The organism is Ktedonobacter sp. SOSP1-52 (genome assembly GCF_016587395.1).
The window spans coordinates 151806-177950 of sequence record NZ_BNJH01000003.1 but is presented as its reverse complement, the minus strand read 5'-3'; the positions used below and the strand labels follow the sequence as shown (position 1 = coordinate 177950).

22 protein-coding genes and 1 pseudogene are annotated in these 26145 nt (G+C 55.1%); 12 read left to right on the top strand and 11 right to left on the bottom strand.

The genetic code is table 11. The features are described 5' to 3' along the window. The first annotated feature begins 29 nt into the window (after positions 1-29). The gene (locus tag JMJ16_RS26425) at positions 30-788 is read left to right on the top strand and encodes a YtxH domain-containing protein (protein WP_201386440.1); all 759 of its coding nucleotides are present in this window, start codon (positions 30-32) and stop codon (positions 786-788) included. A 74-nt stretch (positions 789-862) separates the two neighbouring features. Here the strand turns inward: JMJ16_RS26425 and JMJ16_RS26420 are convergent, their stop codons facing one another. From JMJ16_RS26420 to JMJ16_RS26405, 4 genes are all read right to left on the bottom strand, one after another. After that, positions 863-1567 (bottom strand): HAD family hydrolase, encoded by a 705-nt coding sequence (locus tag JMJ16_RS26420; RefSeq protein ID WP_201386438.1) that lies wholly within the window; start codon positions 1565-1567, stop codon positions 863-865. A 208-nt stretch (positions 1568-1775) separates the two neighbouring features. Beyond that, positions 1776-2414 (bottom strand): RNA polymerase sigma factor, encoded by a 639-nt coding sequence (locus JMJ16_RS26415; protein ID WP_201370994.1) that lies wholly within the window; start codon positions 2412-2414, stop codon positions 1776-1778. 421 nt (positions 2415-2835) lie between these two features. Then, entirely contained in the window at positions 2836-3780 is a 945-nt protein-coding gene (locus tag JMJ16_RS26410; protein ID WP_201386436.1) for a DUF2231 domain-containing protein, read from the bottom strand. 164 nt (positions 3781-3944) lie between these two features. Continuing rightward, positions 3945-4910, bottom strand: a complete 966-nt coding sequence (locus tag JMJ16_RS26405; protein WP_201386434.1) for a methyltransferase domain-containing protein — start codon at positions 4908-4910, stop codon at positions 3945-3947. A 291-nt stretch (positions 4911-5201) separates the two neighbouring features. Here JMJ16_RS26405 and JMJ16_RS26400 point away from each other — a divergent pair, with 291 nt between their 5' ends. The 4 genes from JMJ16_RS26400 (at position 5202) to JMJ16_RS26385 (ending at position 9708) form a co-directional block, all read left to right on the top strand. Beyond that, complete coding sequence (locus tag JMJ16_RS26400) at positions 5202-6098, top strand: hypothetical protein (RefSeq protein WP_201386432.1); 897 nt, start codon at positions 5202-5204, stop codon at positions 6096-6098. A 126-nt stretch (positions 6099-6224) separates the two neighbouring features. After that, positions 6225-7613: an NAD(P)/FAD-dependent oxidoreductase gene (locus JMJ16_RS26395; RefSeq protein ID WP_201386430.1), complete on the top strand. Its 1389-nt coding sequence runs from the start codon at positions 6225-6227 to the stop codon at positions 7611-7613. A gap of 193 nt (positions 7614-7806) precedes the next feature. Continuing rightward, positions 7807-8781 carry a diacylglycerol kinase family protein gene (locus tag JMJ16_RS26390; protein ID WP_201386428.1) on the top strand — a complete coding sequence of 325 codons (975 nt, stop codon included), beginning with the start codon at positions 7807-7809 and terminating at the stop codon, positions 8779-8781. A gap of 39 nt (positions 8782-8820) precedes the next feature. After that, positions 8821-9708 carry a phosphatase PAP2 family protein gene (locus tag JMJ16_RS26385; protein WP_201386426.1) on the top strand — a complete coding sequence of 296 codons (888 nt, stop codon included), beginning with the start codon at positions 8821-8823 and terminating at the stop codon, positions 9706-9708. 97 nt (positions 9709-9805) lie between these two features. Here the strand turns inward: JMJ16_RS26385 and JMJ16_RS54610 are convergent, their stop codons facing one another. Both JMJ16_RS54610 and JMJ16_RS54605 read right to left on the bottom strand, forming a co-directional pair. Continuing rightward, complete coding sequence (locus tag JMJ16_RS54610) at positions 9806-10303, bottom strand: IS5 family transposase (RefSeq protein WP_236601241.1); 498 nt, start codon at positions 10301-10303, stop codon at positions 9806-9808. Next, entirely contained in the window at positions 10248-10673 is a 426-nt protein-coding gene (locus JMJ16_RS54605) for a transposase (RefSeq protein ID WP_236601243.1), read from the bottom strand. The genes JMJ16_RS54610 and JMJ16_RS54605 overlap by 56 nt, the downstream gene beginning before the upstream one ends. A gap of 219 nt (positions 10674-10892) precedes the next feature. Between JMJ16_RS54605 and JMJ16_RS26375 the strand changes: the two genes are divergently transcribed. Continuing rightward, the gene (locus tag JMJ16_RS26375; protein ID WP_201386425.1) at positions 10893-13025 is read left to right on the top strand and encodes a hypothetical protein; all 2133 of its coding nucleotides are present in this window, start codon (positions 10893-10895) and stop codon (positions 13023-13025) included. Between the two features lie 63 nt (positions 13026-13088). Here JMJ16_RS26375 and JMJ16_RS26370 read toward each other — a convergent pair whose 3' ends face one another. From JMJ16_RS26370 to JMJ16_RS26355, 4 genes are all read right to left on the bottom strand, one after another. Further along, on the bottom strand, positions 13089-13517 hold the full coding sequence (locus JMJ16_RS26370; protein ID WP_201386424.1) for a PPOX class F420-dependent oxidoreductase: 429 nt from the start codon (positions 13515-13517) through the stop codon (positions 13089-13091). A gap of 159 nt (positions 13518-13676) precedes the next feature. Next, positions 13677-14711 (bottom strand): MFS transporter, encoded by a 1035-nt coding sequence (locus JMJ16_RS26365; protein ID WP_201386423.1) that lies wholly within the window; start codon positions 14709-14711, stop codon positions 13677-13679. Next, positions 14705-15238 carry an MFS transporter gene (locus JMJ16_RS26360; protein ID WP_201386422.1) on the bottom strand — a complete coding sequence of 178 codons (534 nt, stop codon included), beginning with the start codon at positions 15236-15238 and terminating at the stop codon, positions 14705-14707. The genes JMJ16_RS26365 and JMJ16_RS26360 overlap by 7 nt, the downstream gene beginning before the upstream one ends. A 255-nt stretch (positions 15239-15493) precedes the next feature. Then, on the bottom strand, positions 15494-17710 hold the full coding sequence (locus JMJ16_RS26355; RefSeq protein WP_201386421.1) for a protein kinase: 2217 nt from the start codon (positions 17708-17710) through the stop codon (positions 15494-15496). A gap of 465 nt (positions 17711-18175) precedes the next feature. On the opposite strand from JMJ16_RS26355, the gene JMJ16_RS26350 reads away from it, so the two are divergent. After that, on the top strand, positions 18176-19645 hold the full coding sequence (locus tag JMJ16_RS26350) for an MFS transporter (protein ID WP_201386414.1): 1470 nt from the start codon (positions 18176-18178) through the stop codon (positions 19643-19645). Positions 19646-19751: 106 nt separating this feature from the next. Here the strand turns inward: JMJ16_RS26350 and JMJ16_RS26345 are convergent, their stop codons facing one another. Next, on the bottom strand, positions 19752-20237 hold the full coding sequence (locus JMJ16_RS26345) for a nuclear transport factor 2 family protein (protein WP_201386412.1): 486 nt from the start codon (positions 20235-20237) through the stop codon (positions 19752-19754). 224 nt (positions 20238-20461) lie between these two features. Here JMJ16_RS26345 and JMJ16_RS26340 point away from each other — a divergent pair, with 224 nt between their 5' ends. From JMJ16_RS26340 to JMJ16_RS26320, 5 genes and pseudogenes are all read left to right on the top strand, one after another. Beyond that, positions 20462-21379, top strand: coding sequence for an alpha/beta fold hydrolase (locus tag JMJ16_RS26340; protein ID WP_201386411.1), 918 nt, complete (start codon positions 20462-20464; stop codon positions 21377-21379). A gap of 217 nt (positions 21380-21596) precedes the next feature. After that, positions 21597-22324 (top strand): annotated as a pseudogene (locus tag JMJ16_RS26335) (beta-ketoacyl synthase); the annotation flags it as partial. Positions 22325-22336: 12 nt separating this feature from the next. After that, entirely contained in the window at positions 22337-22921 is a 585-nt protein-coding gene (locus JMJ16_RS26330) for a beta-ketoacyl synthase (protein ID WP_374229124.1), read from the top strand. Then, positions 22905-24179: a beta-ketoacyl synthase gene (locus JMJ16_RS26325; RefSeq protein ID WP_201386407.1), complete on the top strand. Its 1275-nt coding sequence runs from the start codon at positions 22905-22907 to the stop codon at positions 24177-24179. Before JMJ16_RS26330 ends, JMJ16_RS26325 begins: the two co-directional genes overlap by 17 nt. Then, positions 24179-25948 carry an FAD-dependent monooxygenase gene (locus JMJ16_RS26320; protein ID WP_201386405.1) on the top strand — a complete coding sequence of 590 codons (1770 nt, stop codon included), beginning with the start codon at positions 24179-24181 and terminating at the stop codon, positions 25946-25948. The genes JMJ16_RS26325 and JMJ16_RS26320 overlap by 1 nt, the downstream gene beginning before the upstream one ends. Positions 25949-26145: the final 197 nt, after the last annotated feature.

Here is a 26145-nt window from a genome sequence, read left to right as displayed (position 1 = left end):
AAGATATACAAGCAAAGGAGGGAGCAGAGATGGCAACAGGCTTAAACAAAAGTCAGGATAAGACGAAGGTGCTTGGAAACAAAGCCAAGGGTGTCGTGAGTAATCTGAAGGATTCAGCCCAGAACCAGTATGGAACGGCAAAAGATGTCGCTCAGTCCAGGTATGCTGATGTACAGGACCGGGTAAGCTTTGGCCTGAACAAAACCCAGACTGCGCTCATCGCGGGCATCGGCCTGGCGCAAGGGTTGATGAAACTCAACCAGCAGCAGGCACAGAAGAACCTGAAGAAGGCGCGCAAAAACGCCAAGAAGACTATGAAACATGAAGTTAAGCCCCGCTGGGAGAAGGCACAGGATGTGCTTACATCGAGCATCGAAACCGCCCAGGACGCTCTGAGCAGCGGTCTTGAGAATGCTCAGGATGTCTTCGCGCACAACACCAAGCTGGCGCAGAAGAATCTGAAGAAAGCCCAGAAGAACCTTAACAAGTCGTACCGGAGCGTAGCCGCCCCTAAGATCTCCAAAACCGTTGACCTGATTAGTAAAGGGTCGAAGCAGGCTGGAGATACCTGGAGCCACGCAGCCAGCAACGCGGCAGACTTCAAAGACTCTGTGCAGGGCCAGTATAAACACTACCAGCACAAGCGCGCACGTGCACGCGCACTATTCCGCTTCGGCCTCGTCGCGGGTATCGTCGTCGCGCTATTCTACGCCCCTTATCCCGGCTCAGAGATGCGCAACCGCCTCGTAGCCCAGTGGAATAAATACCGCTCCTACCTCGGATTCTAAGCCTCCGTAAGAAATAATATGAGTTGAATAGGGTGATGCGCCCAGGCAGCCTACGACTGCCTGGGCGCATCACCCTATTCTATACCCCTTACCAGGAGAGACTCCTCGTAGTGCTGCAAGAGGTCAGCCGGATCATCATATATGGCGAGCGCCCCGCGCAAATCTTTGTCGCTCCAACCGCCACAGCGAAACGCAATGGTCTTCACACCAGCTTTCCCCGCCGCCTCAATATCATAGGCGGTATCGCCAAACATGATCGTCCGAGCCGGGTCAAAGCCAGTGCCCTGCAAAGTAGCTTGAATTACATCGGGATCAGGCTTGGACTGCTGCGCCTCTTTGGAGGAAGAGATCTGCTCAAAGAAATCTCCGGCATGAGTATCGATGACAGCGAGCAGCTTTTGCAGTTCGTCTTGCTCAGCTGAGGTCGCCACAGCCAGGCGCAGTCCCTGCTTACGCAAGCGTGTCAGCAACTCCACCACGCCTGGAAAGGCATGCGCATGTGGGATATACTCCTGGAGAAAGATCTGCTTGCGTCGCGCGCTGATCTTCTGCCCCTCCTCACTCTCCTTGGAGATGCCAGCCACCTCCGGCAAGACTTTGTCACCCCCCATACCGATCAATGGGCGCACCTTCTCAAACGGAACATTATAGCCATAGGTGGCCAGGGCGCGCACCCAGGCGTGTGCGTGAGCATCATTGGTATCCACCAGTGTGCCATCAATATCAAAAATAGCGGACTGGATCTGCATGCAATCTTCCCCTTCATACTTAGTATTCATGCCATTCTCTTTTTTCGCACATAAAACCCCATGTGCACATGTTTTTTTGATTCTTAGGAGCAAACGTGAGACACTCTGGCGAGCCTACACCCAGGTCGTAAATGCGAGACACTCTGGCGGGCCGCTGGCCCGCCAGAGTGTCTCGCATTTACGACCTGCGCGAGCGCTGCAGGCGCGAGTGGTCAAGCGGATGCATATATGACGTTACTCAACTGGCGTAAGTGGCTTGAAATTGTGGCGCCAGGGTCTTACGCAAAAGATTCTTCGCGCGATGGAAGTAGGTCTTGGCGGTCGCCTCCGGCATACTTAAGGCCTGGCCAATCTCTGAGAAGCTAAGCTGCGAGATGTAGCGTAGCAGCACGACGGAACGAAATTTGGGAGGCAGAGACTGAATGGCGCTTTGCAGCATATCCTGCATGTCCAGGCGCTCAATCTCCTCTTCGGGCAGAGGATTGGTATCGGGAATCTCGCTCAACAGCGAGGTCTCGCTCTCCCCATTCTCGCCCGAGGACTCAAGTTGGGAAAACTGAATGGCATAGCGGCGCCGGCGCCTGAGTTCATCAATGCAGCAGTTACGTGCAACCTGGAAGAGCCAGGGTTTGAAGGGTTCACTCGTCCCCAGACGAGGCAAAGATGTGTAGAAACGCACAAATACTTGCTGCAAGGTATCACATGCCTGGTCGTAGTCGCCCAGGAAGTGATAAATAAAGTTGAACAGCGATGTATGATAGCGCTGCACTATTATTTCAAAAGCTTGACTATCGCCAGCAAGGATCATATCTGCAAGAATAGCATCTGTCATCTCAAGTGAAGGTTTATTGCTGGCAGAGCTCTGGTTATATTGCACGCTTATCCTCCTCTTTCTCTCTAGTCAGCCACAGTGCAAGCATCTATGTACATACCATTTATGGCCATTTCTTTCTTTCTCTGTAATTAGGGTATACTCTCCTTACAAGAAATACAATAGAAATCGCCCCTGATAACCCCTACTGTACGTAGTTATAATCAGATCCTAAACTAGATAAATTGAATCTAAGACATTTCTTAGAATTCATTGCATATAAACTCTACATTAAACTTTAAGCAGAGAAATTTATAGTATATAAAACAGCCAGAGAAGCTGGAGAATCCAGGTAGAGAGAGGTTATATAAGAGTAGATGAGAAGATATAAGAGTCAATTGTAGTGACTGACTGGCTGGCAAAGCCAGTCAGTCACTACAATTGACTCTTATGCGATATACCGCAGGTGCTGAGAAGAAAAGGCAGATTAGGCATGCTCGCGACGACGCAACTCAATTTTTCCTTCACGCACACGAACATCAAAGGTAGGCTGTGCGTAGACCGCGGGACTATTTACAACGCTTCCATCGTTCATGCGAAAACCTGAGTTATGCCACGGACAGTAGACGACGCCAGCCTCACAGCGTCCCTCATCCAGCGGCCCACCCAGGTGCGAGCAGGTTGCGGCAATAGCATAGGTTTTTCCATTACTCTTGTAGAGAACGGCGGGAATTCCGGCTGCATCCACACGCGTCAGCTTATTCTCTTCCAGCTTCTCCGCGTCCAGCACAGGCACAAAATCATCTGAGCCGCCTTCAGGGGCCACGCGATTGACACCAATCGCGCTGGAATAAGCAAGCTCGCCGCCCAGGTAAGCCGAGTAGAGCGAGATCGTCAACCCCAGGGACGAGAGCGTAATTGCCGTTTTGCGTTGTCCCGTCACACGCATAATCGCCGAGCCAATGTTGAGTACTGTGACTCCGCTGTTGAGCAGGGCGTGCCAGATACCGGTACGGCGCTCCGGGCCATCGGTATCTACCCAGTTCGATGCCCCCGTCAGGGCTGCGCCAGTCGCGCCTACCAGGCCAAGCCAGAGCGTGATATCTGCGCTACGAGCGATACCATCATCTTCATTCAGCAACCAGGCAAGGTCCAGTACCTGCGTGGCAGTCCAGGCTCCCAGCGGAATCGTGACAATGGCTGGATGCACCGGGTGACCAAGCCAGACACCGTTAAGCAGGTCCTTCACTTTGTAGGACTGCTCACCTGGCTGACCGAAGAGCTTATGGAGCCAGCCCTGGACCGGGTTAGCCACCTTCTCTAACCAGGACATATGCTCGATAAGCTCGGCATTGTACTTACGCAGGGCTGGACTACGGGGTGGCGTATCAATCCAGCTTGTCGTCGTTGGGGGCTGTGTTTCTGCAACCATGTATCTCTCATCCTTTCGAACATACACTTCTGATCCGAAAAAAACCCTGAGCGCGCTGCCGCTGTGCCTCCGAATGGGGGTGCCACCGCTTGCCCCCGAATGGGGGAAGCGCTAGGCACGCCAGTGACGTTGCGGTTCGGAATAAGATTTTTGCGCAGCTAGCACTACACCTGAAGCCAGCAGTACTCACATGGGGGATTGAGGCCAATAACCGAGAAAGGAATGTCTGCGCTCTGATGCATCAGGACATAGCGCGCAACCTCGTGATTGTATGTGTAAAAATGCCTCGCACACTCCAGGGCAGCTTTTTGCGAGCGAAAGCGAACACGCATCTCCTGATCCATAGGTAGGGTAACGTACGTAAAGCCATGCTCCTCCAGCCAGGCGCGGTCCTCATACCGAGGCCAGATGAGCACGATCTTGCCACCAACGCGGGTTACACGCTTCAACTCGCTCAGTCCTGGCTCACCTCCCTGTCCCGGCAACGCAGTAAAGGCGGAACAGGAAAGCGTAAGGTCCACACTCTGATCCTCTAGCGGGAGATCCTCAAAACTGCCACTACACGAGACAAAGCGTGAGGGCTGAGGCATATACCGCAACTTCTGCTCTAGAATGCGACGTAGACCCGGAGAAGGCTCGACCGCATAGACATGCGCCGCGCCATAACGCAGGCACTCAATAGTTGCCCGCCCGCTCCCAGCTCCAACATCCAGCACCTCTTTCGCGTGAATGTCTGGCGCAAGACGCGGAAAGATCTCTGGGTGCAGGTGTTCACCCTCCGTCAATTCCTCGTACAGTTCGGGCGTCTTCCAGTATGTCAACTCCCAGAAGAGGTGATCTAGCAGCAGGCGTCGCGCGTGCTCGACATCCTCTTGTGAAGGGCAAAAACGGCGCTGCACATGCTGAAGTTGCGCCCATTGAGCAGGTGAAAGACAATGCGCAATGCGCCGCAATAAGCTCTCAGGAGCGTCACGCAAGCTCAAGGCCAGGATCTCAAAAGGTACGCTCGCATGCTCACCCACACATACCCTTTGCAGCGTGGCATCATCAAATACTTCCAGGTCCGCAAGGTCAAAGGGATTGGCGAAGAGCGTGCTTGTGTGAACCAGGGCCTTATCCTCAAGCGACATACAACATCCTTCCCCCGTTTCCAGGCAGGAACGCCTGTTTTTGCGCGCCCAACAACCTGGTACACGCAATTGCATGGGCAATTACTAAAGCACATCACAAGGCAGAGGAGACGCGTAGCAACTCCTTTATCATGTACATCACGAACAGCTTTATGGAAAAGTTTCTTCATACCAGAGGTAAAACAACATAAACACGACTATAAGATAATGACTATACTAAATATGCTATCGATAGGTATACAACATCTTTCTGATCCTCGCATGAGAGAGAGAGAGAGAAAGGAGTTTGCAGTGAACACGATTGGCAATTGGGGTGCGGCAGTATGGAACTCCCTGGTGGGAGTCTTAGCAGCTGTCTTTGCCTTTATCCCCAAACTCGTTGGTTTCCTGGTAATTCTCTTAATTGGCTTTATCATAGCCAAATTGGTGGAGAAGGCTGTGGTCTGGGTTTGCCACCGCGCAAACGTCGACGCGGCATCCGAACGTGCTGGTCTTGTGAACCTGGAGCGACGCCTGAATACAGACATAAATGTAGCCAGGCTTCTAGGTAGAGTTGCCTTCTGGTTCGTCTTTTTGATCTTCCTTGTGCCCGCATCCGACAGCCTCGGACTGCCTACAATCAGCAATCTACTCAGTACGATTGTTGCCTACATTCCAAACGTCTTTGTAGCCATTCTCGCGCTCTTCCTGGGCACGCTCCTCGCGACCTTTGTGGGAGATATCGTTTTAGGAGCGACAGCATCGAGTGGTGTTGGTAATCCGCGCGTCTTCTCGACCATCACACGCGTAGCTATTATCGCGCTTGCAGCCTTGCTTGCGCTCTACCAGCTTCAGATCGCGCCAGCCATTCTGCAAACCCTGTTTGCCGCCATCGTGGGCGCGCTGGCTCTAGCCTTTGGTCTAGCCTTTGGCCTGGGTGGGCGTGAATCTGCGCAACAGCTGCTACAGCGCACAGAGGGTCGGTTTGGTCGTCCCACTACAGCACAGGAGCCGATGCAAGCTCCAACCGGCGCCTATGGTCCTGAAGGGCACCCCGGCATGGCCCCTGGTGGCATGACAGGAGGACCTGGTGGCATGGCCCCTGGTGGCATGACTCCCGCTCAGGCAGCCGCCGCAAAACAGGCCGATGAACAGCTCCAGCGGAGATCATTCTCACAGCAACCCTATCGCGATCAACCACCGCGCTAGGCTAAACGATTGTATCGTCATGACATAGGGCCTACGTACATAACGCTTGCTGGCATCTGCTGAGAAACACGAGAGCATGTCAGCAAGCGTTTCTGTCTCTACAACGTCTAGAAGGGAGATGCAGTAATGACCCTTACGCGCTATGATCTCATGGTTATCGGGGCCGGAGCGGCTGGCAGCAGCGCGGCGAACGAGGCGGCAACTCACGGTATGCGTGTTGGATTGATTGAACGTGACAAATTGGGAGGAACCTATCTCAATTATGGCTGTGATCCGACCAAGGCCCTCCTGCATATCGCCAGCATCCGTCATCAGGCTCAGCAGGCCACTATATATGGGATACAGATACCTAGTGCCGACGTAGATTGGCCCGGCATCCAGCGCTACGTCCAGTGCGTGATAGAGCAGGTCCGTGGTGGTACGCCCATTCAGGCACGCGAAAAGCTGCGCCAGCGTGGCATTGAAGTTATCGAGGGCGAGGCCGAGTTCATCTCAGAACATGAGATGGGCATAGGCGGTCGCCTCTATGAAGCCGCGCGCATCATTATCACCGCCGGCAGTCATACCATTACCCCACCCATTCGGGGACTGGACCACACGGGTTTCCTGACCAATGTAGATGTCATGAAGCTCCCACAACTACCACACAGCCTGGCTATCATTGGTGGTGGCCCCTTAGGGGTTGAGTTCGCGCAGATGTTCCGCCGCTTCGGCGTCGAGGTAACGCTACTGGAGAGCAAGCCAACCCTCCTCGAACACGAGGATAGCGAACTGGTCAAGCTCCTCGAACAGGTGTTGCGCCAGGAGGGCATTCAGATCGAGACGGGCGTTACACTACAGCAGGCCGAGCTTACTCCTCAAGGGAAACGTCTGCGCTTTCAAGACACATCCAGGCGCCAGCGTGAGCTAGATGTCACGGACATACTGCTGGCTACGGGACGCGAACCCAACCTGGCCCCACTCCACCTGGAGGCAGCGGATGTCCGGTCAGACAACAATCGCATTCTCGTAGATGCGACCCTGCGCACCAGCGTTCCGCATATCTGGGCGGCAGGCGATGTTATCGGAGGGATGCGCCTCACGCATGTCGCCAGCGCGCAAGGTAAGGCCGCAGCCCGCAACGCCCTCTCACATCATCCACAGAACTTTAATCTCCAGGTGGTGCCCTGGGTCATCTTTACCGATCCCCCCCTGGCACATGTGGGAAGCACAGAGGAGCAGCTACGCGCCAGTGGCATCCCCTATCGCGTGGGGCGTACCCCATTTAAGGAGAACGCACGCGCTATCGTCAATGGACGCACCACTGGGCTCATCAAGCTCCTGATCGACGAGCAGAATCAGGTGCTCGGTGCTCATATCCTGGGCGATCGCGCCGACGATCTGATCACACCTATTGTCCTGGCTATGCGCAATAACCTGGGTGTCGAGCAGCTGGCCTCGACCACCATCCAGTATCCAACGCTCAGCGAGAGCGTTCGCTGGGCCAGCGTGCGTACCACCCCTGGCAAGGGCTAAACCAGCCTTTCTGAGGCTAACCCAGCTGCACATTCGTGTTATAAGCAGAGTTAAGCGAGCTTCTAGATACTGCCTATTCAGAAACCTGAGCGCGCCTGTCCCCGAATGGGGGAAGCGCTAGTCATGACAGTGACGTTGGTTTCCGCATAAGAGCATAAAGAGAGCAAGAGACACGTATGGCAGAGGGAAGATTATGCGCGCTATCATCATACGCAACCCGACCTCCGGTTCCTCGCCTATGGCGAACCAGGCGGCCCCGGCTGGACAGAATGAGATCGAGGATCGCATCCTGAACAATCTGCGTCACTATCACATTGAGGCAGAGGTACGCTATACCACAGCGGATGATCCTGGCGCAGGTCTCGCGCGCGAGGCCGCACAGGCAGGTATTGAGCTCATCATTGCCGCTGGCGGCGACGGCACACTCCACTCGGTCGCCAGCGGCCTGATAGGCAGTAAAAGCATTCTCGGTATACTTCCATGCGGAACTATGAATAATATCGCGCATAGCCTGCATATCAGTGAAGATATTGACGAGGCCTGCCAGGTCATTGCCGAAGGGAAAACCGGCTGTATCGATGTGGGCTCCATCAATGGCCAGATCTTCCTGGAGGTATCTGGTATCGGCCTGGAGGCTGCCCTCTTCCCTGCGGCTGAAGACATCAAAAGCTCAGGCTTTCGCGAGACGATACGGGGCATGATCAATGGAATACACATACTCTTCTCTTTCCACCCGGAGCGCGTGAAAATCACCTTTGATGATGGGCATACGCGTAGCTACCGCGCACTCCAGGTCAGCGTCTGTAACTCGCCCTTCTACGGAGCACATCTCCAATTCGCGCCCCAGGCGGTTATGGATGATGGCTATCTCGACATTCTTATTTACCAGAACTTTAGTAAACTGGAATACATACTACACGCCATCGCTATCAGCCAGGGACGGCGCGTATTTGAGCCAAAAGTGAAACGCCGACGCATCAAAAAGCTGTATATTACAGCCAGGACACCCTTGTCGCTGCACGCAGATGGCGAACAGATTGGTACAACGCCAGCCAAAATTGAGATTATCCCGGCGGCGCTACGTGTGCGCATACCACAGCGAGTGATCGATAGCGCAAATATCTCACAACATCAACCTTTGACGCCTGCTCGACGTGCCTATACATAGGACACACGCTTCACCATCATCTAGAGGGGAGTATACTGTATGCCCAACAAGTTCAGGCTTTTTGATAAAACTAATAAGATCATACCCAATGTTACCCCACCCAAGGAGGCAGCCGCTCCACCATCGTCGCCACTGCCGGACCTGGCGCCCGTGGTCAATGAGGCCCAGCGCAAAGCGGCGGAGACATCGTATTCAGGCCGGAAAGCGGTCTCACGTGGCACCATGTATATGGCCTTCTATCTCTGGTTGCTCTCTGGCGTTATCATTCTCTCATTTATCGCCCAACGCACACAATTCTTTCCGGGCGATATGACAATCACGGCGCAACTACAGAAACGGCGTCAACCCTGGCTCCGCCGCTTCTTCTATGGCGTCTCAGAGATTGGCTTTCCCAAGTGGGCCGTGCCCCAGACCGTGGCGGCGGCGGGTATCTTCTGGGCCTTGCGCTTCCGCCTGGAAGCTCTCTTTATTCTGCTCACCAGTTCCTCGACGCTGCTCAACGCGATCGTCAAGCGCGTGATCAAGCGCCCACGACCCACAAATGAGCTTGTGACAGTGGTGCGCGTCATCAACGAACCCAGCTTTCCCAGCGGCCACGTCATGCACTATACCAACTTCTATGGCCTGCTGACCTACCTGTTGGCCTCAAACTGGCGCAGCGGCAAAATACGCAATACGCTTATTACAGCCTGCCTGCTGCTCATCGCCTGTATTGGCCCCTCACGCGTCTACCTGGGCGCGCACTGGCCTAGCGATGTGATGGCTGGCTATATGTATGGCGGCCTCTGGTTTACCGGCCTGATGGCCCTCTACCTGCGCGCCAAGGCCTGGATCCATCCACACTTCGGCACCTCGCCTGAAGCAGCCAAACCACTTCGCCAGCCCGGCCACGCCGATGGCGACGATGACGATGATGATGAAAAATAAGGGGTAGAAATAGTAGTGCGCAAAAAGAGTGGGCGTCTACCCACTCTTTTTGCGCACTACTATTTCTACCCCTTAGAGTGTGTCTTAAGACGAATAATTAGTATCGGGAAGGAGCCAAACGGGTCAATAAAAGACGAATGGAAGCCACCTGGATGAAGGCCTCGCTGCTTGAAGGCAACCCCTCGTAATCGCGAGCGAGTCGTCGGTAGCGGATAAGCCAGCCAAAGGTTCGTTCCACGATCCAGCGCTTGCGCTGAACCTGGAAGCCTCCCTTTGGTTTGCGAATCTCGACCGGCTGCCCATTGATGAGCGCCCACTCGGTATGCACCTCACGCTCTTGCTGGGGAACGATTTCGATCTCCCATCCAAGATGGTGTTGGAGCCATTGCTCAAAGGGTTCCCCGTCATAGCCATGATCGGCGAACAGATGCGAGAGACGAGGGAACTGGTTGGCGAGCCCTTCTAACAAGAGGCGAGCGCCAGTCACATCGGCGATGTTGGCTGCAAGGACCATGACAGCCAAGATGAAGCCCTGAGTGTCAACAAGGAGGTGCCTTTTGCGTCCCCAGATTTTTTTTCCCGCCATCATAGCCACGCCCGATGCCTGGGACTGGACTGGTCTTGCTCGATTGGCTGTCGATGATACCGGCGCTAGGTTCTTCCTCTCGCCCCATCGAGCCACGCACCTGGCGGCGTAAGGCATGCATCGCTTTTTCCCAGGTCCCATCCCGTTGCCAGCAACGGAAATAATGAAACACCGTTTTGCCATTGGGCAGGTCGTGAGGCATTTGTCGCCAAGAACAGCCTGTCCGCAGGACATACAGAATGCCATTGACGATTTCTCGTCTGGGAATCACTTCCTGGGTTGCGTTGGGGGATGGTGGTGGGATGAAGGGTGCCAACAGGTCCCATTGTGCATCGGTAAGATCCGATGGATAGCGCTTTCTGTTGATGCTCTCATTCATCAGCTTCGACTCCTTCTTGCTCAGTTTGGCGTTCCTTTATTGTCTCCTTTCAGTTTACTCCTGGCTCTCTGAGCCTCTTAAGACATACTCTTATATGCTATACTTTTCTGTGGTAAAAGAGTATTCGTACTGTAAAATACTCTTTAAAACGACTTAACCATTTATTAATATTCGTATGACAGGACCCGCAGTAACAGCAGAGAAAACGTAGGAGGAACGATGCGCACATCTAGCTGGCGCGCCCATCTACCCCACCTTGTCACACTCGTAGGACTGTGTCTCTTATCACTGGCAGCCGGGTTTGCATCACCCGCTTCGGCGGTCGCCAAAACCAAAGAGAATACCTGCCAGATCAATTCTCCCCAGGGCAATGTCAAACACGTTATCTATCTAGACTTCGATAATGTCCACCTCTCGCGCGATAACCAGAATGTCCCTTCAGACCTGGAGCAGATGCCGAATCTTCTCAACTTCATTACCAGTCATGGCACGATGCTCTCAAACCAACATACGCCTCTCATCGCGCATACAGCAACCGATATTCTCACTACATTGACTGGCATCTATCCAAGCCGGAACGGCGTGCCTGTCAGCAATAGCTATCGCTACTTTAATCCTGATGGCACAAGCAATCCCGCCGTCTCCTTTGCCTACTGGACCTCGCCCCTCTACGATTACAGCACCTCAACTCCCAGCGATACCAAATACACTATGCTGGATGAGAAGGGGAACAATACACCAGCCCCTTGGGTCTCCTATACGCGGGCCGGGTGTAACTTTGGCGCCGTCGCAACTGCCAATACGGTATTAGAGAATATTGGCGTCGATATTCCTACCGTCTTTGGCGCGAACTCGCCCGAAGCGACTGAGGTAAAGGCCAATCCCGACCAGGCCACCGCTGACTACGTTGGTATCGCCGTCCACTGCGCGCAAGGCTCTTCTGTCTGCGTGAAAGGTCAGGCGGATGTACTTCCTAACGAGCCGGGTGGCTATACCAACTATCAGGGGCTTTTTGGCCATAAGTATGTCGCTCCTCAGATCAGTCCCGACCAGCCTCTCACCGACCTGGATGGCAATGTGATTCAAAGCGCGAAGGGAAACGTTGGTTTCCCAGGCTTTGATGGCATGAGCGCTTCCACGTCGCTGGCCTACGTGGCCGCGATGCAGGAGCATAACATTCCCGTCACCTATGCCTATATCTCAGATGCACACGACAACCACGCTGGGGCAGGTGCCTATGGCCCAGGCTCGGCGGGCTATGTCAGCGCGCTGAAGTCGTATGATGAGGCCTTTGGCAAGTTTTTCCAGCGCCTCAACGCCGATGGTATTAACGCCAATAATACCCTCTTCGTCTTTACTGCCGACGAGGGCGACCACTTTGTGGGTGGCGCGCCAACGCCCGCCAACTGCGATGGCGTCACTGTCCCCTGCTCTTACAGCCAGATTGGCGAGGTCAACGTAAACCTGACGGGCCTGCTGGCAACACAGAAGCAGAACACCACGCCCTTCTTGGTACACGCGGATTCCGCCCCCAACTTCTATATCACCGGCAATCCCAAGCCTGGCGATCAGGTGACGCGTAAGCTGGAGCAGGATACAGCTAGCCTCCAGGTGACCAACCCGCTTACCAATCAGGATGAGAAGCTCACCAACTACCTGGCCGACCCGGTCGAGATGAATACTCTGCATATGATCACCTCGGACCCGGCGCGCACACCAAACTTCACGCTCTTCGCCAAGCCCGATTACTACGGGGCAACGGGCGCGCCCAACTGCACCAAAGCCTGCGTTTATGAGAGTCCAGCTTTTGCCTGGAATCATGGTGATGTCTCGCCAGATATCAACCGCACCTGGCTGGGCCTGGTGGGTCCCGGCGTGGCGCACCTGGGCATCAACGATAGTATCTGGGCCGATCACACCGATGTACGTCCCACGATGATGCTCCTACTGGGCCTCAAAGATGACTATCGCCATGATGGGCGTGTACTCTTTGAAGCCTTGAACGAGAAGGCGCTCCCAGCCGTCATTCAGCATAATCGCTCCTTCTACACCCGACTGGCCCAGTATTACAAACAGATCAACGCGCCTGTGGGTGACTTCGGCCTGACAACGCTTGAGATCTCCACGCAGGCTCTCGCCAGTTCCTCAACGAATGACGAGACCTACCAGAATCTGGAGCAGACCATTACCAGCCTGACCACGCAACGCGACGCCCTCGCCTTGCAGATGATTACCCTGCTTGAAAACGCCGAGTTTGGCGGCAATAGCCAGCACAACGAGGCCAACATCCAGCAAGGAAATCTCTTCAATCAGGGAGACGCGCTCCTGCGTAAGACGCATACCATTCGCTAGCATCGCCACCTATAAACTGAGGAGGGCATCCAGCTGGATGCCCTCCTCAGTTTATAGGTAGTATTATTCGGCAATGTTCTCTTCGAACAGAATCTTTGTTGGATGCAGACGCACCACCAGTTCCCCCGGCACGCCGTTGCGCTTGCCGTATTCCGCGGCACGATCCTGACCCATATAGCGACCACCGATGACGGTTGCCCAGTGTACTAGCTCCTGCGGATCCTCGCTAAAGCTGACCGTTCCCTCGACCTGGGCGTAGGCGTAGGGCGCGTTTTCGTCATCTACGCACATGCTTACACGTCCATCGCGCTGCATGTTCTTCGCTTTAACAGTTTTATGGCCCGTCATAAAAATAATGTCATCGCCATCCACGTAATACCAGATGGGGACGACATGGGGGCGTCCATCAGCGCATACTGTCGCCAGTTTGCCTGTGCGCGTTTCATGCAGCAGAAACGAGCGCACGTTGGCATCAAGGATCTGTGTCTTCATCAACAAGTCACCTCTTCTCAACGTAATGTATGGTAGTATTGAGCCGTGTAACTCGACGCTGCTAACCCCCATTCGGGGGCAAGCGCACGCGTCTACATATAATGGTACGGGGCATGTCGTTCAGCTCTGACAGCCCATCTTCACTATACAGCTCACACCTTAGCCCATATCTACATGCACCACTGGGGCAGAAACAGGTGCCTCATCTCCTCTTGCCTCACGATAGGCATGCTCTTCAGCACGACCGCGCGGCACATACAGGGCCACGATAACGGCCCCCGCCGCCACAATCGCGGTCAAGAGATAGACCCAGAAGAGGCTCTGCATCAAGGCATCTTGCAACTGGACCAACAATGAGGGAGAGAAGAGATTCCGCGTCTCGGGACGCACCAGCAGATTGGCTGGAGAGTCCTGGGCCGCCACATGACTAATCCCTCCAGGGAAGCGGGCCAGGATCGTCGCGAAGCGCGCCCCCATTTGCGCGTTAAGCACAGTTCCCATGACCGCAATCGCGATTGTGCCACCCATGGTACGGAAGAACTGCGTGGCCGCGGTTGCTACACCGCGCACATTCCAGGGCACCGAGTTCTGCACCGAGAGAATATAGACATTGCTGATCAGGCCCAGGCCCGCGCCAATGGCGATAATGGGAAAGATCGCCAGGATATATGAGGTCTGCATGTTAAAGAGAGCGACACAGAGCGCGCCCATCATTGACAGCAGGGAGCCCAGGATCGCAGGAAAGCGATAGCCCATGCGCATAACGAGGCGTCCACTCAAGACAGCGGCAATAGGCCAGGAGACGAGCAGCGGCATCAAGATCAGGCCCGCCTCGGTCGCTGAGCCACCCCGTACGCCCTGCACATAAAGCGGCAGGTATGAGCTGACGCCAAACATGACCGTTCCCAAAATCACGCCGCCGATGCTCGCTAGCGTGACAAAACGATTCTTGAAGAGCGCGAGTGGCAGTACAGGTTCGCTCGCCCGCGCCTCCACCCGGAGGAAGAGCGCCAGCAGTAGCACTGCCACGGCGAAAAGACCTATACTCTGTGGCGAGCCCCAGGCCCAGGTACTGCCGCCCTCTTGAATAGCAAAGAGGAGCGCCACCACCGAACCAGTAAGGGTCGCCGCCCCCAGATAGTCCAGCTGGTGCTTCGAGCGCGTAACATTCTCTTTGAGAGCAATAATTAGCAATAGTGCAGAGAGAAGACCAAAGGAATATTAATATAGAAGACCCAGCTCCAGGAGAGGCGATCCACGATCACGCCACCAATGGCGGGGCCAACGATGCTGGAGAGACCCCAGACCCCACTGAAGAGGCCCTGCACTCGCGCCCGCTCCTCCAGGGCAAAGATATCTCCAATAATCGTCAAGACCAGCGGCTGCACCGCGCCCGCTCCCAGGCCTTGAATGGCGCGAAAGATAATCAGCTCCACCATGTTCTGGGAGAGGCCACAGGCGATTGAGCCAGCCAGGAAAATGGCCGTGCCACCCAGGAGCAGCAGTTTGCGTCCATACAGATCCGCGAGCTTCCCATAGATAGGTACAGTAACAGTAGATGTAAGTAAATAGATAGAAATGACCCAGGCATATAATGTGACGCCCCCGAGCTTTCCCACAATGCTCGGCATGGCCGTTCCTACAATCGTCGTATCCAATGCCGTCAGCGCCATCCCCAACATCAACCCAATTGTGACTATAATTTTTGCTTGCTTTGTCATAGAATCCAGATCCCTCTCCATCAAGCAACAGAAACACAAAAAAGATGTTGTAAAGAACTCTTCGCTCTCTATAACATCCGTTCGAGGTCGATATATTCCCCTCCATAAGCATGGCCTTCGCCCCTGCGGCGCTCCGGGGTAAGGTGTGTATGGTGCCCGCTCGCCACCATACACACCTTACCCCGGATGAGCTTGAGATATACACCTTACCTGGGATGAGCTTGCGAACCGTTGTAGGGTCCATGCTTGCATGGACTAAACCGGCCAGGTATGCATCTCTCCTAAGCTATCAGAGGCAAGTAGCTGGTTATTCTTTGACCAGGAGAGCGAAAGCGCCACCCCTCCATTAGGAATACTCAATACTTTCTGTACCCGTTTTTTTTGTATATTCCAAATCTGAAGAGCTCCATTCCAATATGCTGCGGCGATAGATACTCCATCAGGAGACCAGGCTAACGCCGAGACGCTGTCTTGATAGTCACGAAACGCGTAAAACGGTTCAGTCAAATTGCCATTTTCGAATGCCATAACATAGATCGCGTCTCCGTCGGCATAAGCAATAGACTTACCATCCGGCGCCCAGGCCAGGGCCTGAGCGCTTCCATTATTTGGAATCGAAGATTGACGGCTCAACACATCAGTAAGGATCATCCCATGCTTCGCAGCGTGACCTGATGCCAGATATCTGCTATCAGGAGAGAAGGCGAGTGCCTGCGCCGGTCCATACTGATCAATAGTCCACATACCGTCACCATAAGAACCAGACTGAGCCTTCCAGACCTGGACAGGGCTATGCTCATCAGATGAGGCGATCCATGTTCCATCGTGCGACCAGGCCAGGGCGATCACCCGGCTATCATGCTGAGAATATTGATATATTGCATTCTGCCGCCTCACATCCCAGATACGCACAGTTGTATCATAGCTGCCCGAGGCCAGGTATTTTCCATCTGGCGACCAGGCTAAAGACGAAACTTTGCCTGTATGCCCGCTTAGTTGGTACAGCGGATTGCCACTAGCGTCGCCTATTGTGATCAGACCCTCCGGCGACGCTTCAGCCATAGCGAAACGTTGCCCATCAGGCGCCCAGCTTGCGGCAAGAGCGCCATTCTGCAATACCCCTTCATTACCTGGCTTATCTGATATGGGCACTCCAGGTTTGGAGCCAGGCAGAGCAGCTCGGGCTTGCAATAAGAACGAAGAGAGTCCACAGAAACCCACGGCGCCGACGGCAAACATGCTCCCACCAATCAAGAGCGCGCGGCGCGAGAACGGATTACTTTTGGGAAGAGAGAAATAGGTCTCAATCTTTGTCCCTAGGGGGTGTGGCTGAACAGGGGAGAGTACCTGAAGTTGCTCCTGGCGCGGGCGATATACCGAGGGGCGTAACACCTGCCTACGCTGCATGACAGCCTCGACCGAGACGGGACCACGCGAACGCACTGGCACGGGAGCTGGTTGAGGCGCCAGGCCTGGCCGTACAGGGGCCTGGTGGGGAACGCCAACTCTGGCATAAATACCAGGAGGGCATTCGCGCGCGATACGCTGTAAGCCCTGCTTTACCGCTGTCATGTTGGCGGGACGTTTGCGAATATCCGTATCCACCATCGCCAGGAGGAGTTCGTTCAACCCCAGGTGTTCAGGCACATCCAGGCGTGCGAAGATAAAGGGGGTCAGCGAGGGGTCTGTACCACTGATGAGGTGATGCAGGGTAGCCCCCAGGCTATAGACATCGGTCTGCGGGGTAGACTGCTTCTTGCCATACTGCTCGGGGGCTGCATAGCCCGGCGATCCCAGGGCAATGGTATCCTTCGTCTGCCCCTGCTTGAAGAGGCGCGCAATACCAAAATCGATCAGGTAGATCTGCCCTTCGGGAGTACGCATCACATTAGCGGGCTTGAGATCGCGGAAGATAATCGGCGGCTGGCGCGAATGCAGATAACCCAACACAGAACTAAGCTGAATACCAATCTGGAGCGCCTCCGACACGCTGACCTGCTTGCGTGGGCTTCGCTCCTGGTACTCCTCCAACGCCACTCCCTCGACAAAGCTCATGACCAGGTACCAGCGTCCACCTTCGCTAAAATAATCAAAAATGCTGGGGAGGCCGGGATGAGTGAGGCGGGCCAGCAGGAGGGCCTCGTGCTTAAAGGCCTCCTCCGCCTCTTTGACCTCCTCCGGGCTACCATTCGTCTCCATCTCTTTAATGGCCACGAGCCGGTCGCCAAATTCGCTATCCTCTGCTTTATAGACCTTGCCATAGCCACCGCTACCAATATGCTTGAGGATACGATAGCGCCCCTTCAGCACCCGTTGCACATTCGGAGCGGGAAGCACCACTGCGTGCTGGACCACAGGCAGAGACGATTGGCTCTGCTCCTTTGTTCCCTGACCACAGTGGGGGCAGAAGCGCGCATGTGACGGATAGGCCGCGCCACAATGCTGGCAAAATTCATGTGCATCGGAAGCCATGACAAGCTCCTTATATAGGCATTTTAAGCATTTTAAAAAACATGAAAGGCAAATATATCTCTAACAATGCAGTTTACTACCACTGTAGTATATTTACTACTGATACGCAAGAACTGTGAAGCAGTTCACAAAACAGGGGAAACTTTAACCCTCTCTCATCCACACCAACCAAAAGTAATCTCCCTCATCCTGATGGCCTTCACAAAAAGGGATTATTCATCAATAATAGAGAAAGATATCTAGATTTAAAATTGAAGCTATCCATAAGATGGGGAGAAAACGCAGCAACTTTCTCCCTCGGCATTCCCCGAAATCTGGGGATAGAACGTGGTGAGCAGGGATTTTGCGTACGTCTCAGCAAAATTTAACCTCTGTTTAACACTCCCATAACAATTGAGCGCTATTCTTTTAATTGTTACATGTTGATTTATAAACCTATCCCTTAAGCAAGGAGTTTTGTTCCATATGCTAGTCAAAGATAGTCAAACCGGTTCACTGGCTAATGAACCATCTCATATAACGCCACATGCGCATGAAGTACTGGCACAACTCGACAATAGTAGCCTCTCGCGCTTTCACTGGAAGGCTATGATCACTTCAGGTATGGGCTTCTTTACGGACGCCTATGACCTGTTTATTATTGGTGCCGCACTGACCATTCTGAACCCTCTCTGGCACCTCAATGCGCTGGAAACCTCGCTAGTCGCCAGTACTTCCCTCGTCGCCGCAGCCTTAGGCTCCTACATCTTTGGCCTTCTGGCTGATCGTATTGGTCGCCACGCCATCTATGGCTTGACCCTGATTGTACTGGCGGCGGGCGCCGTCATCTCGGCCCTCTCTCCTAACATCTACTTTCTGCTCATCTTCCGCTTCATCATGGGCCTGGGCATCGGCGGCGATTATCCGCTGAGTGCCACGTTGATGAGCGAATACTCTAACCGCAAGGACCGGGGCAAGCTGATCACTATGGTCTTCTCTATGCAGGGCCTGGGCCTGATTCTTGGTCCCCTGGTGGCGCTGATCCTGCTTGTCTCAGGACTACATCCAGACCTGACCTGGCGCATCATGCTCGCGCTTGGCGCGGTTCCCGCCCTGGCGACCTTCTACCTACGCCGCCAGATCGAGGAGACGCCCCGCTATGCCCTGATGATGCATGGCAATGCCGAGGCCGCGCAGCAGACCATCAGCAACGTGACCGGCAATGGGGCCGAGAAGAAGAGCGCCAAAGTTCAGAAGCAGCAGACACAGCAGCCAAAAAAATCCTGGTTCTACCTGCTCTTTACGCCGCGCTTCTTGAAATGGGTCATTGGTACCGCAGGCGCATGGTTCCTGCTCGATATCGCCTACTACGGCACGACCATCTCCGGCTCCTTAGTCTTGAAGTCGCTCAACTCGCAGGCTGATGCAGTCACTAATATGCTCTATACCCTGGGGATCTTCGTGGTCGCGGCCATGCCCGGCTATATCGTCGCGGCCCTGACCATCGACCGCCTGGGGCGCAAGAAGATCCAGTGCATCGGCTTCGCGATGATGACGCTCGCCTATGGCCTGCTCGCACTGGTACCGGGGCTGACACAGAGCACACTGCCCTTCCTCTCGCTCTACGCCTTGAGCTACTTCTTCACAGAGTTCGGTCCTAACGTGACGACATTTGTCTATCCCGCCGAGATCTTCCCAACCATGATTCGCAGCTCGGCGCATGGCCTGGCCGCCGCCCTGGGTAAGCTGGGAGCCTTCATCGGGGCCTTCGCCTTCCCCTACCTGCTCACCAGTTTCAAACTGCCAGGTGCCATGGGGGTCGCGGCGGTCGTCTCCCTGCTGGGTCTGCTCCTGACCATCTTCACCCTCCCCGAGCCTAACCAGCGCTCCCTGGAAGAGATCGCGGGCGACCACGAGTTGCTGGCCGAGATGAAGAAAGAACAAGTCCCCGCCTAAGCTTCTAACACAGACTAGCCACTGGAACAAAAACAAACAGTAGAGGGGATGGTGCAAAAATGCCGTGGCATTTTTGCACCATCCCCTCTACTGTTCTTGACCTTCTTTATTGTTTGACGCCATTGCGCCTCAGATACAGGCTGTAGATCCACTCGGCTACAGCCCTCGGCAAGGCGTTCAATATGGGTACGATCTGCCGGATTACGGCCAGGTGGTCATAGCTTCCCTGCTGGCGCCAGATCTGCTGTTCTTTGAGCACAAAGACACTCTTCCCTGGAGACTGAAAGGGCTTGCCGCCCAGACCCAGGACTCGGGGGCCAATCCCGCTGGCTATCCAGGTCACTTCAAAGGTATCCTCTTCACGCCTACTGGTCGTCTGCTCTGTATAGGCAATAGTTGGCGTGCTGCGGAAGCGCCAGCGAAACCAGTTCTCGATCTGGCTCTTACCACGGCGTGGACCCGGCATACCACTATCAAATAGCTCGCCCTCCGCCGCATAGAGAGCCACCAGAGCCTCCACATCATGTGCGTTGAAGGCCGTAATCCACTGCCGCACTGTGGGGTGCGATAAACCCGCCGCATTCTCGTTCATCTATTAACACCTCATCCTTTTTTTAAATACCAGCTTATCCTTTTTCTGTTAGGCACCTCACAGGAGAGGTGTTACACCACTCATACTTTCATTCGCACCTTTGTCGTATTATATACTAAGCAAGAAAAAGCGATTGGGCAGTGTTATTGAAATAGCACGCTGCTCATCACATAGATATCACTCTATTTACCAGGAGTATGGAGTGTCGGACAGGGAGGTTTTGCTTGAGTGCTCTTACCGCAGCCCAGATCGATGATGCTACCTTTCACGAGGATGTCGCATATATTGAGTCGTTATGGCAACGTACCTCTATTGGCAACCTTGACGTTCCTCTTATCGATCACGGTCAGGGCACACCCCTGGTCATGGTTCCCATTCTTGAACACCTGGAGTTTGTCTATGCGCGCCAGGTACGTGCGCTTAGCCAGCAGCGACGCGTGATCCTCTACCGCCGACACGAGACACGCACCACACAGGCCATCAGTCTAGCCGCTCGCGTTGAGGAGCTTCGGGGCGTCCTCGATGGCTTACATCTCGACCAGGTGGACCTGCTCGCGCATGGAGATGCCGCTATGGTGCTGCTCGAGTTTGCCGCACGCTACCCCCAACGCTGCCGCTCGCTCACTATCATCGCGCAGGGGGCCGACTACCAGATCGCTCCCCATCCCTTCATCTGGCTGCTCCATGAGCTATATGTGCGCCTTCCTGTCGAGTATATACTCCCCGCCGCGTTTCTGCGCCGTACCGTCATTAACTATATCATGGCTCACGCGCCAGACAATACAACCAGGCCCGCCCTGCCCCGCCATCTCATTGAGGAGCAGTTTCAAAAAATCGCGCGCTGGCCCTTCGTTTATAAGTACTCAGTTCTGCCTGTCATCCACTATTTTGAGATGCGTCAACGCATCTCAGCACTCACTATGCCTGTACTCTTGATCAATCGCGCCGATGACGCGCTCTCCCCAGAATACAAGACGCGCTGGATGGCGAAGCAATTGCCTAACTGTGCCGCGTACCACGTGGTACCAGGAGCAGAGCGCTTCTTTATGTATTCGCAGGCCGAGGTCGTCACGCCACTCATTGAGGCCTTTCTACAAGGAGAAAAACCACAAAGCCCGCTACCACAATCGCAGACCCTGTGACACTCTCTTGGCTATTGTCCCTGTAGTGGTGAATTCCTGTAGTTCGTGGCTGTAGGATCCATGCTGGCATGGACTCTCTCGCCCTCAGACAGATTACCTGGCGAGGAACGGTCGCTACGCTCACAGTCCATGCCAGCATGGACCCTACACATTTGATGAATTCACCACTTAGTAATTCCTCATTGGTGGTTCTAAGAACATAGAGGGAGAATCTTTCATGGATGACTTACAGCTCCATTCCTCAACCCCTTCCAGACGGCGGGTCGTCATTACAGGTCTCGGGGTTGTCGCTCCCAACGGGATTGGGAAAGACGATTTCTGGCAGGCATGTGTGACTGGTCAATCGGGTATTCGCCGCATCACACGCTTCGATGCCAGTACCCTCCCTGTACGTATCGCCGGCGAAGTCGCGCATTTTGAGCCGCAACGCCTGGGACTCACCCCTATGGAGATGACACACCTGGATCGCTGCACCCAATTCGCGGTCGCAGCGGCCAACCTGGCCTGGCAAGACGCGGGCCTTCCGTCTTCTCTCACACAGGAGGAGCGCGAACACTTCGGTGTCTACGTAGGGAGCGCGATGTCCTATGTAGAAGAGGGCGAGCGACTCTGGCTACAGCTCACCAAAGACGGTCTCCAGGGATTGGCCGACGATTCCATTAGCGCCACATCCCTGATGACACACGCCTCCGCCATGAGCGTGGCCGCCCATCATCAGTTGCATGGTCCCAGCACGGTGATCGCGACTGGCTGTTCAGCGGGAGCGGATGCCATCGGTGAGGCCTACTGGCTTATTCAGGAGGGACAGGTAGAGCGTATGCTAGCCGGGGGACGGATTCCGCGATCAGCCCCATAGGGTTGGACGTCTTCTGCGTCATGGGCGCCCTCAGCACCATCTATAATGATACGCCCGAACAGGCCTCGCGCCCCTATGATCATAAGCGTGACGGCTTTGTCATGGCCGAAGGCGCCGGAATGCTTCTTCTAGAGGAGCGCGAGGCCGCCCTTGCCCGCGGCGCACACATCTACGCGGAAATTATTGGCTTTAACACCAATAGCAACGCCTATCATATGACAGCCTTGCCGTCCGATGGCGCGCCCCTGCACCATCTCCTGGAGCAGGCAATTGAGGATTGCCAACTGCGCTTCTCCGATCTTGGCTACATCAACTCGCATGGTAGCTCGACGCCGCCCAATGAGATCGCAGAGACCGCGGCCTACAAGGCACTCTTCGGCGATTATGCCTATAAGATACCTATCAGCGCTACCAAGTCGATGATCGGGCATACCCAGGGAGCCGCCAGCGCAATTGAGGCCGTCGTGACCGCCATGGTTATCGATCAACAATTGCTGCCCCCAACCCTCAATCAGGAGCATCCCGATCCTTTCTGTGACCTTGATTATGTCCCCAATGTCGCTCGCGCAAGCGCCGTCAACGTAGCGCTCTCTCATTCTAGTGGCTTCGGCGGAGTCAATAGCGTCCTCGTCTTCGCTCAACCTGACTGGCTAAAAGAAACTATGGGTAATGAAAATTATGGCTAATAATCAGCAACGCCGGGTAGTGGTTACAGGTCTGGGTGTGGTCGCCCCTAATGGTATTGGAACCGCCAACTTCTGGCAGGCCAGCCGCGATGGTGTCTCAGGCATCACGCGCCTCGAGCCACATGAGAGCTACACACATGCCAACCTGCCTCTCTGGGTAGCGGGGGCCGTGCGCGACTTCGTGACTGAAGATTATATTGACCGCAAGCTCGCCAATCGCACGGATCGCATGACGCACTTCGCCTTTGCCGCCATCCAGGAAGCTATTATGGATGCTGGACTCGACCTGGCGCAAGAGAATCCACGCCGCGTAGGGGCCGTCATCGCCAATGCCATGGGTGGGGTAGACTATGTTCTTAAGCAATTACATACGCTCTACACGCGAGGGCCACGCTTTGTCAGCGCCTATACTGCTATCGCTTGGCTCAATGTGGCCAACGTTGGGCAGGCCGCTATTCGCTATAACATCCAGGGCTACTGTAAAACGCCCGTTAACGACGCGGTCAGCGGTCTCAATGCGCTTGGCATGGCTGCGGGAGCCATTCGTCGCAATACCGCGGATATGATTATCGCTGGCGGTTGCGAAGCTTTCCTCCATCCTCTGCTCCTGCGCGTCCTGGCCCAGCAGGGCGTTTGCACGACGAGCGATGATCCGAATGCCTATCGGCCCTTCGATCAACGAGCTACAGGTCTGATTCTGGCCGAAGGCGCGGGCATCTGTATCCTGGAAGAGTATGAGCATGCTCGCCGCCGTGGCGCAACCATCTATGGCGAACTCGTCGGCTATGGCCAGACCAATGAGGCCGAGGGCTTGCATGCCCCCTCCAGTGATGGCACCCAGTACGCACGCGCCATGTGCCAGGCCATGAACCAGGGAAGGCTACAAACCTCCGACCTGGCCTATGTACAGCTCGATGGACGTGCGCATCCCGCTTCGGATCAGGGCGAGGCCGAGGCTCTCAGACTGGCCTTTGATGCCGAGAGCGAGCGCATCCCGGTCAGCGTTCCCCGCACCAGCATTGGACATAGCTATGCAGCCGCCGGGGCCATTGACGCTCTGACAGCGCTCCTGGCCCTCAAGCATGGAGTGATTCCCCCAACGCTCAACTGCGATGATCCCGATCCGCGCTACCACCTGGACCTGGTGCGCAATGAGGCCCGACCTATCGAGCACAAGGACGCATCTTCGGGGGTACTGGTCGCTGGTCGCGGCCTGGGCGGCTCCAATGTTGTCCTGGCATTCACACGGGAGCCATAATGCAAGAGGAACCACACCTGGAGGAAGGGAGCGCCGAGGATGATCCAGGAAATCATCCTCGGCACGCACCCATTTCAGGCAAGCTACCAGCCTATAGCTCGGTCATCATTGTGGGGGCCGGTCCAACCGGGCTGGCGGCCGCCAATCTCCTGGGCCTGCTCGGCGTCTCGACAGTACTCATAGAACGCAACGAGGAGCTCTGCACGTTTCCACGCGCCATTTCGATTGATGACGAGGGGCTGCGCTTCTGCCAGGCTATAGGACTACGCGATGCGCTTCTGCCCTCTATGCGCCTGGGAACAGAGGCACACTATCTCTCAGGACCTCATCTCCTCGCGCGCGTGGCCCCCACCCAGCAGCGCAATGGCTTCCCCTTGATCTCAACCTTTCACCAGCCAACCTTCGAACAGGCCTTGCTCCAGGGGCTTGCACGCTTCCCACATGTGCGTGTCTGCTTTCAACATGAACTGCTCACCTTCAAGCAGAGCGAGAACGAGGTCTTGCTCACCTTACGCGCACCAGGCGAGCAACAGATCCAGGTGCGGTGCGCCTTCTTACTGGCCTGTGATGGAGGGCGTAGCCCCATACGCCATGCCCTCGCACTCAGCATGCACACCCCCTCCTTAAGCCAGGCACCTCTCCCCCTGGCAGCCAGACTGATGGGGCCCCAGGAAGCAGTGCAAGCGAGACAGGCCCCCCAGCGCTGGCTGGTCGTGGATTGTGTCGAGGACGATGATCCCGCGAACGCCATTATTTTCTTCTGCAATCCCACGCGGCCCGCGGTGACGGTACCCGCGCCCGCTCAGGGCCGCCGCTGGGAGTTTATGCTGCACTCGCAGGAACAGAGCGAGGATATGCTACGCGAGGAGCGCATCCAGGCGCTTATTAGGCAATCGCGGCTAGCCCAGCGACACTGGTCCGCAGGGAAGCCAGCACAGATCTCTCGCAAAGCAGTCTACACCTTCTATGCAACCATGACCTCACGCCTCGCTCATCATCGCGTCTTCCTGCTCGGCGATGCCGCGCACCTGATGCCGCCCTTTGGTGGACAAGGCATGAATAGCGGCCTGCGCGATGTGCATAATCTCTGCTGGAAGGTCGCGCTCGTCCTCCAGCGGCGCGCGGGCCAGTCGATCCTCGCCAGCTACCAGGGCGAGCGTGTGCCACACATCCGCGAGATGATTCTCTTCTCCTCTACCCTGGGTAGAATCATCATGCCCACTAACCGCGTGGTCGCACTACTGCGCGATCTCCTCCTGCGGGGAGTCATAGCACGTATCCCGGCATTTACGGAGAGTCTACGTGAGATGCGCGTCAAACCGCAGCCCCGCTATAGCCATGGGCTCATCCTGTCTACGCGCTTGCCAGGTTTTAGCCACATTCCTGGCTCCTACCTGCCCCAACCTCAGATGCTCACCCTCGCGCACCAGCCCCTGGCTCTGGATGACCTGCTTGGCCCGGGTTTTAGCCTCATCCGGCTCGCCCCCGAGGAGGGCCTGGTGGAGGACCCCTTGCAGCATCCGGCCTGGTCACGCCTTAAGCCTCGCTATATTACGCTCATTCCACGCTTGCGCCACGTACCCTCAGAGCGGCTCATTCCACCTCACCTCACACCAGCTTATGATCTTGATGGCTCCTTGCATGCCCTTTTTCAGGGACGACACGATCTTTACCTGCTGGTGCGCCCCGACCGCTACATCCTCGGGGTTTTCCGTGCAGGTGAGGCAACTGTGTTCGCGCAACGCTTGTTGCGTCTGCTGGATCTATAAATGTTACATTCTTGGAATTGGACATAACAACATGGCAAAGTTTGCTGGAAGCATTGCATTTCTGCAAACCTGTAACTGAATGAAATGCGCATTTCCCTACCAACAAAAATGACATCTTACATTTGTATTGTATGCTTGGTAGCTCTGCCAAGCATACAATACAAATGCTTTTTCACAGTATTTGTCAATCAGCATCG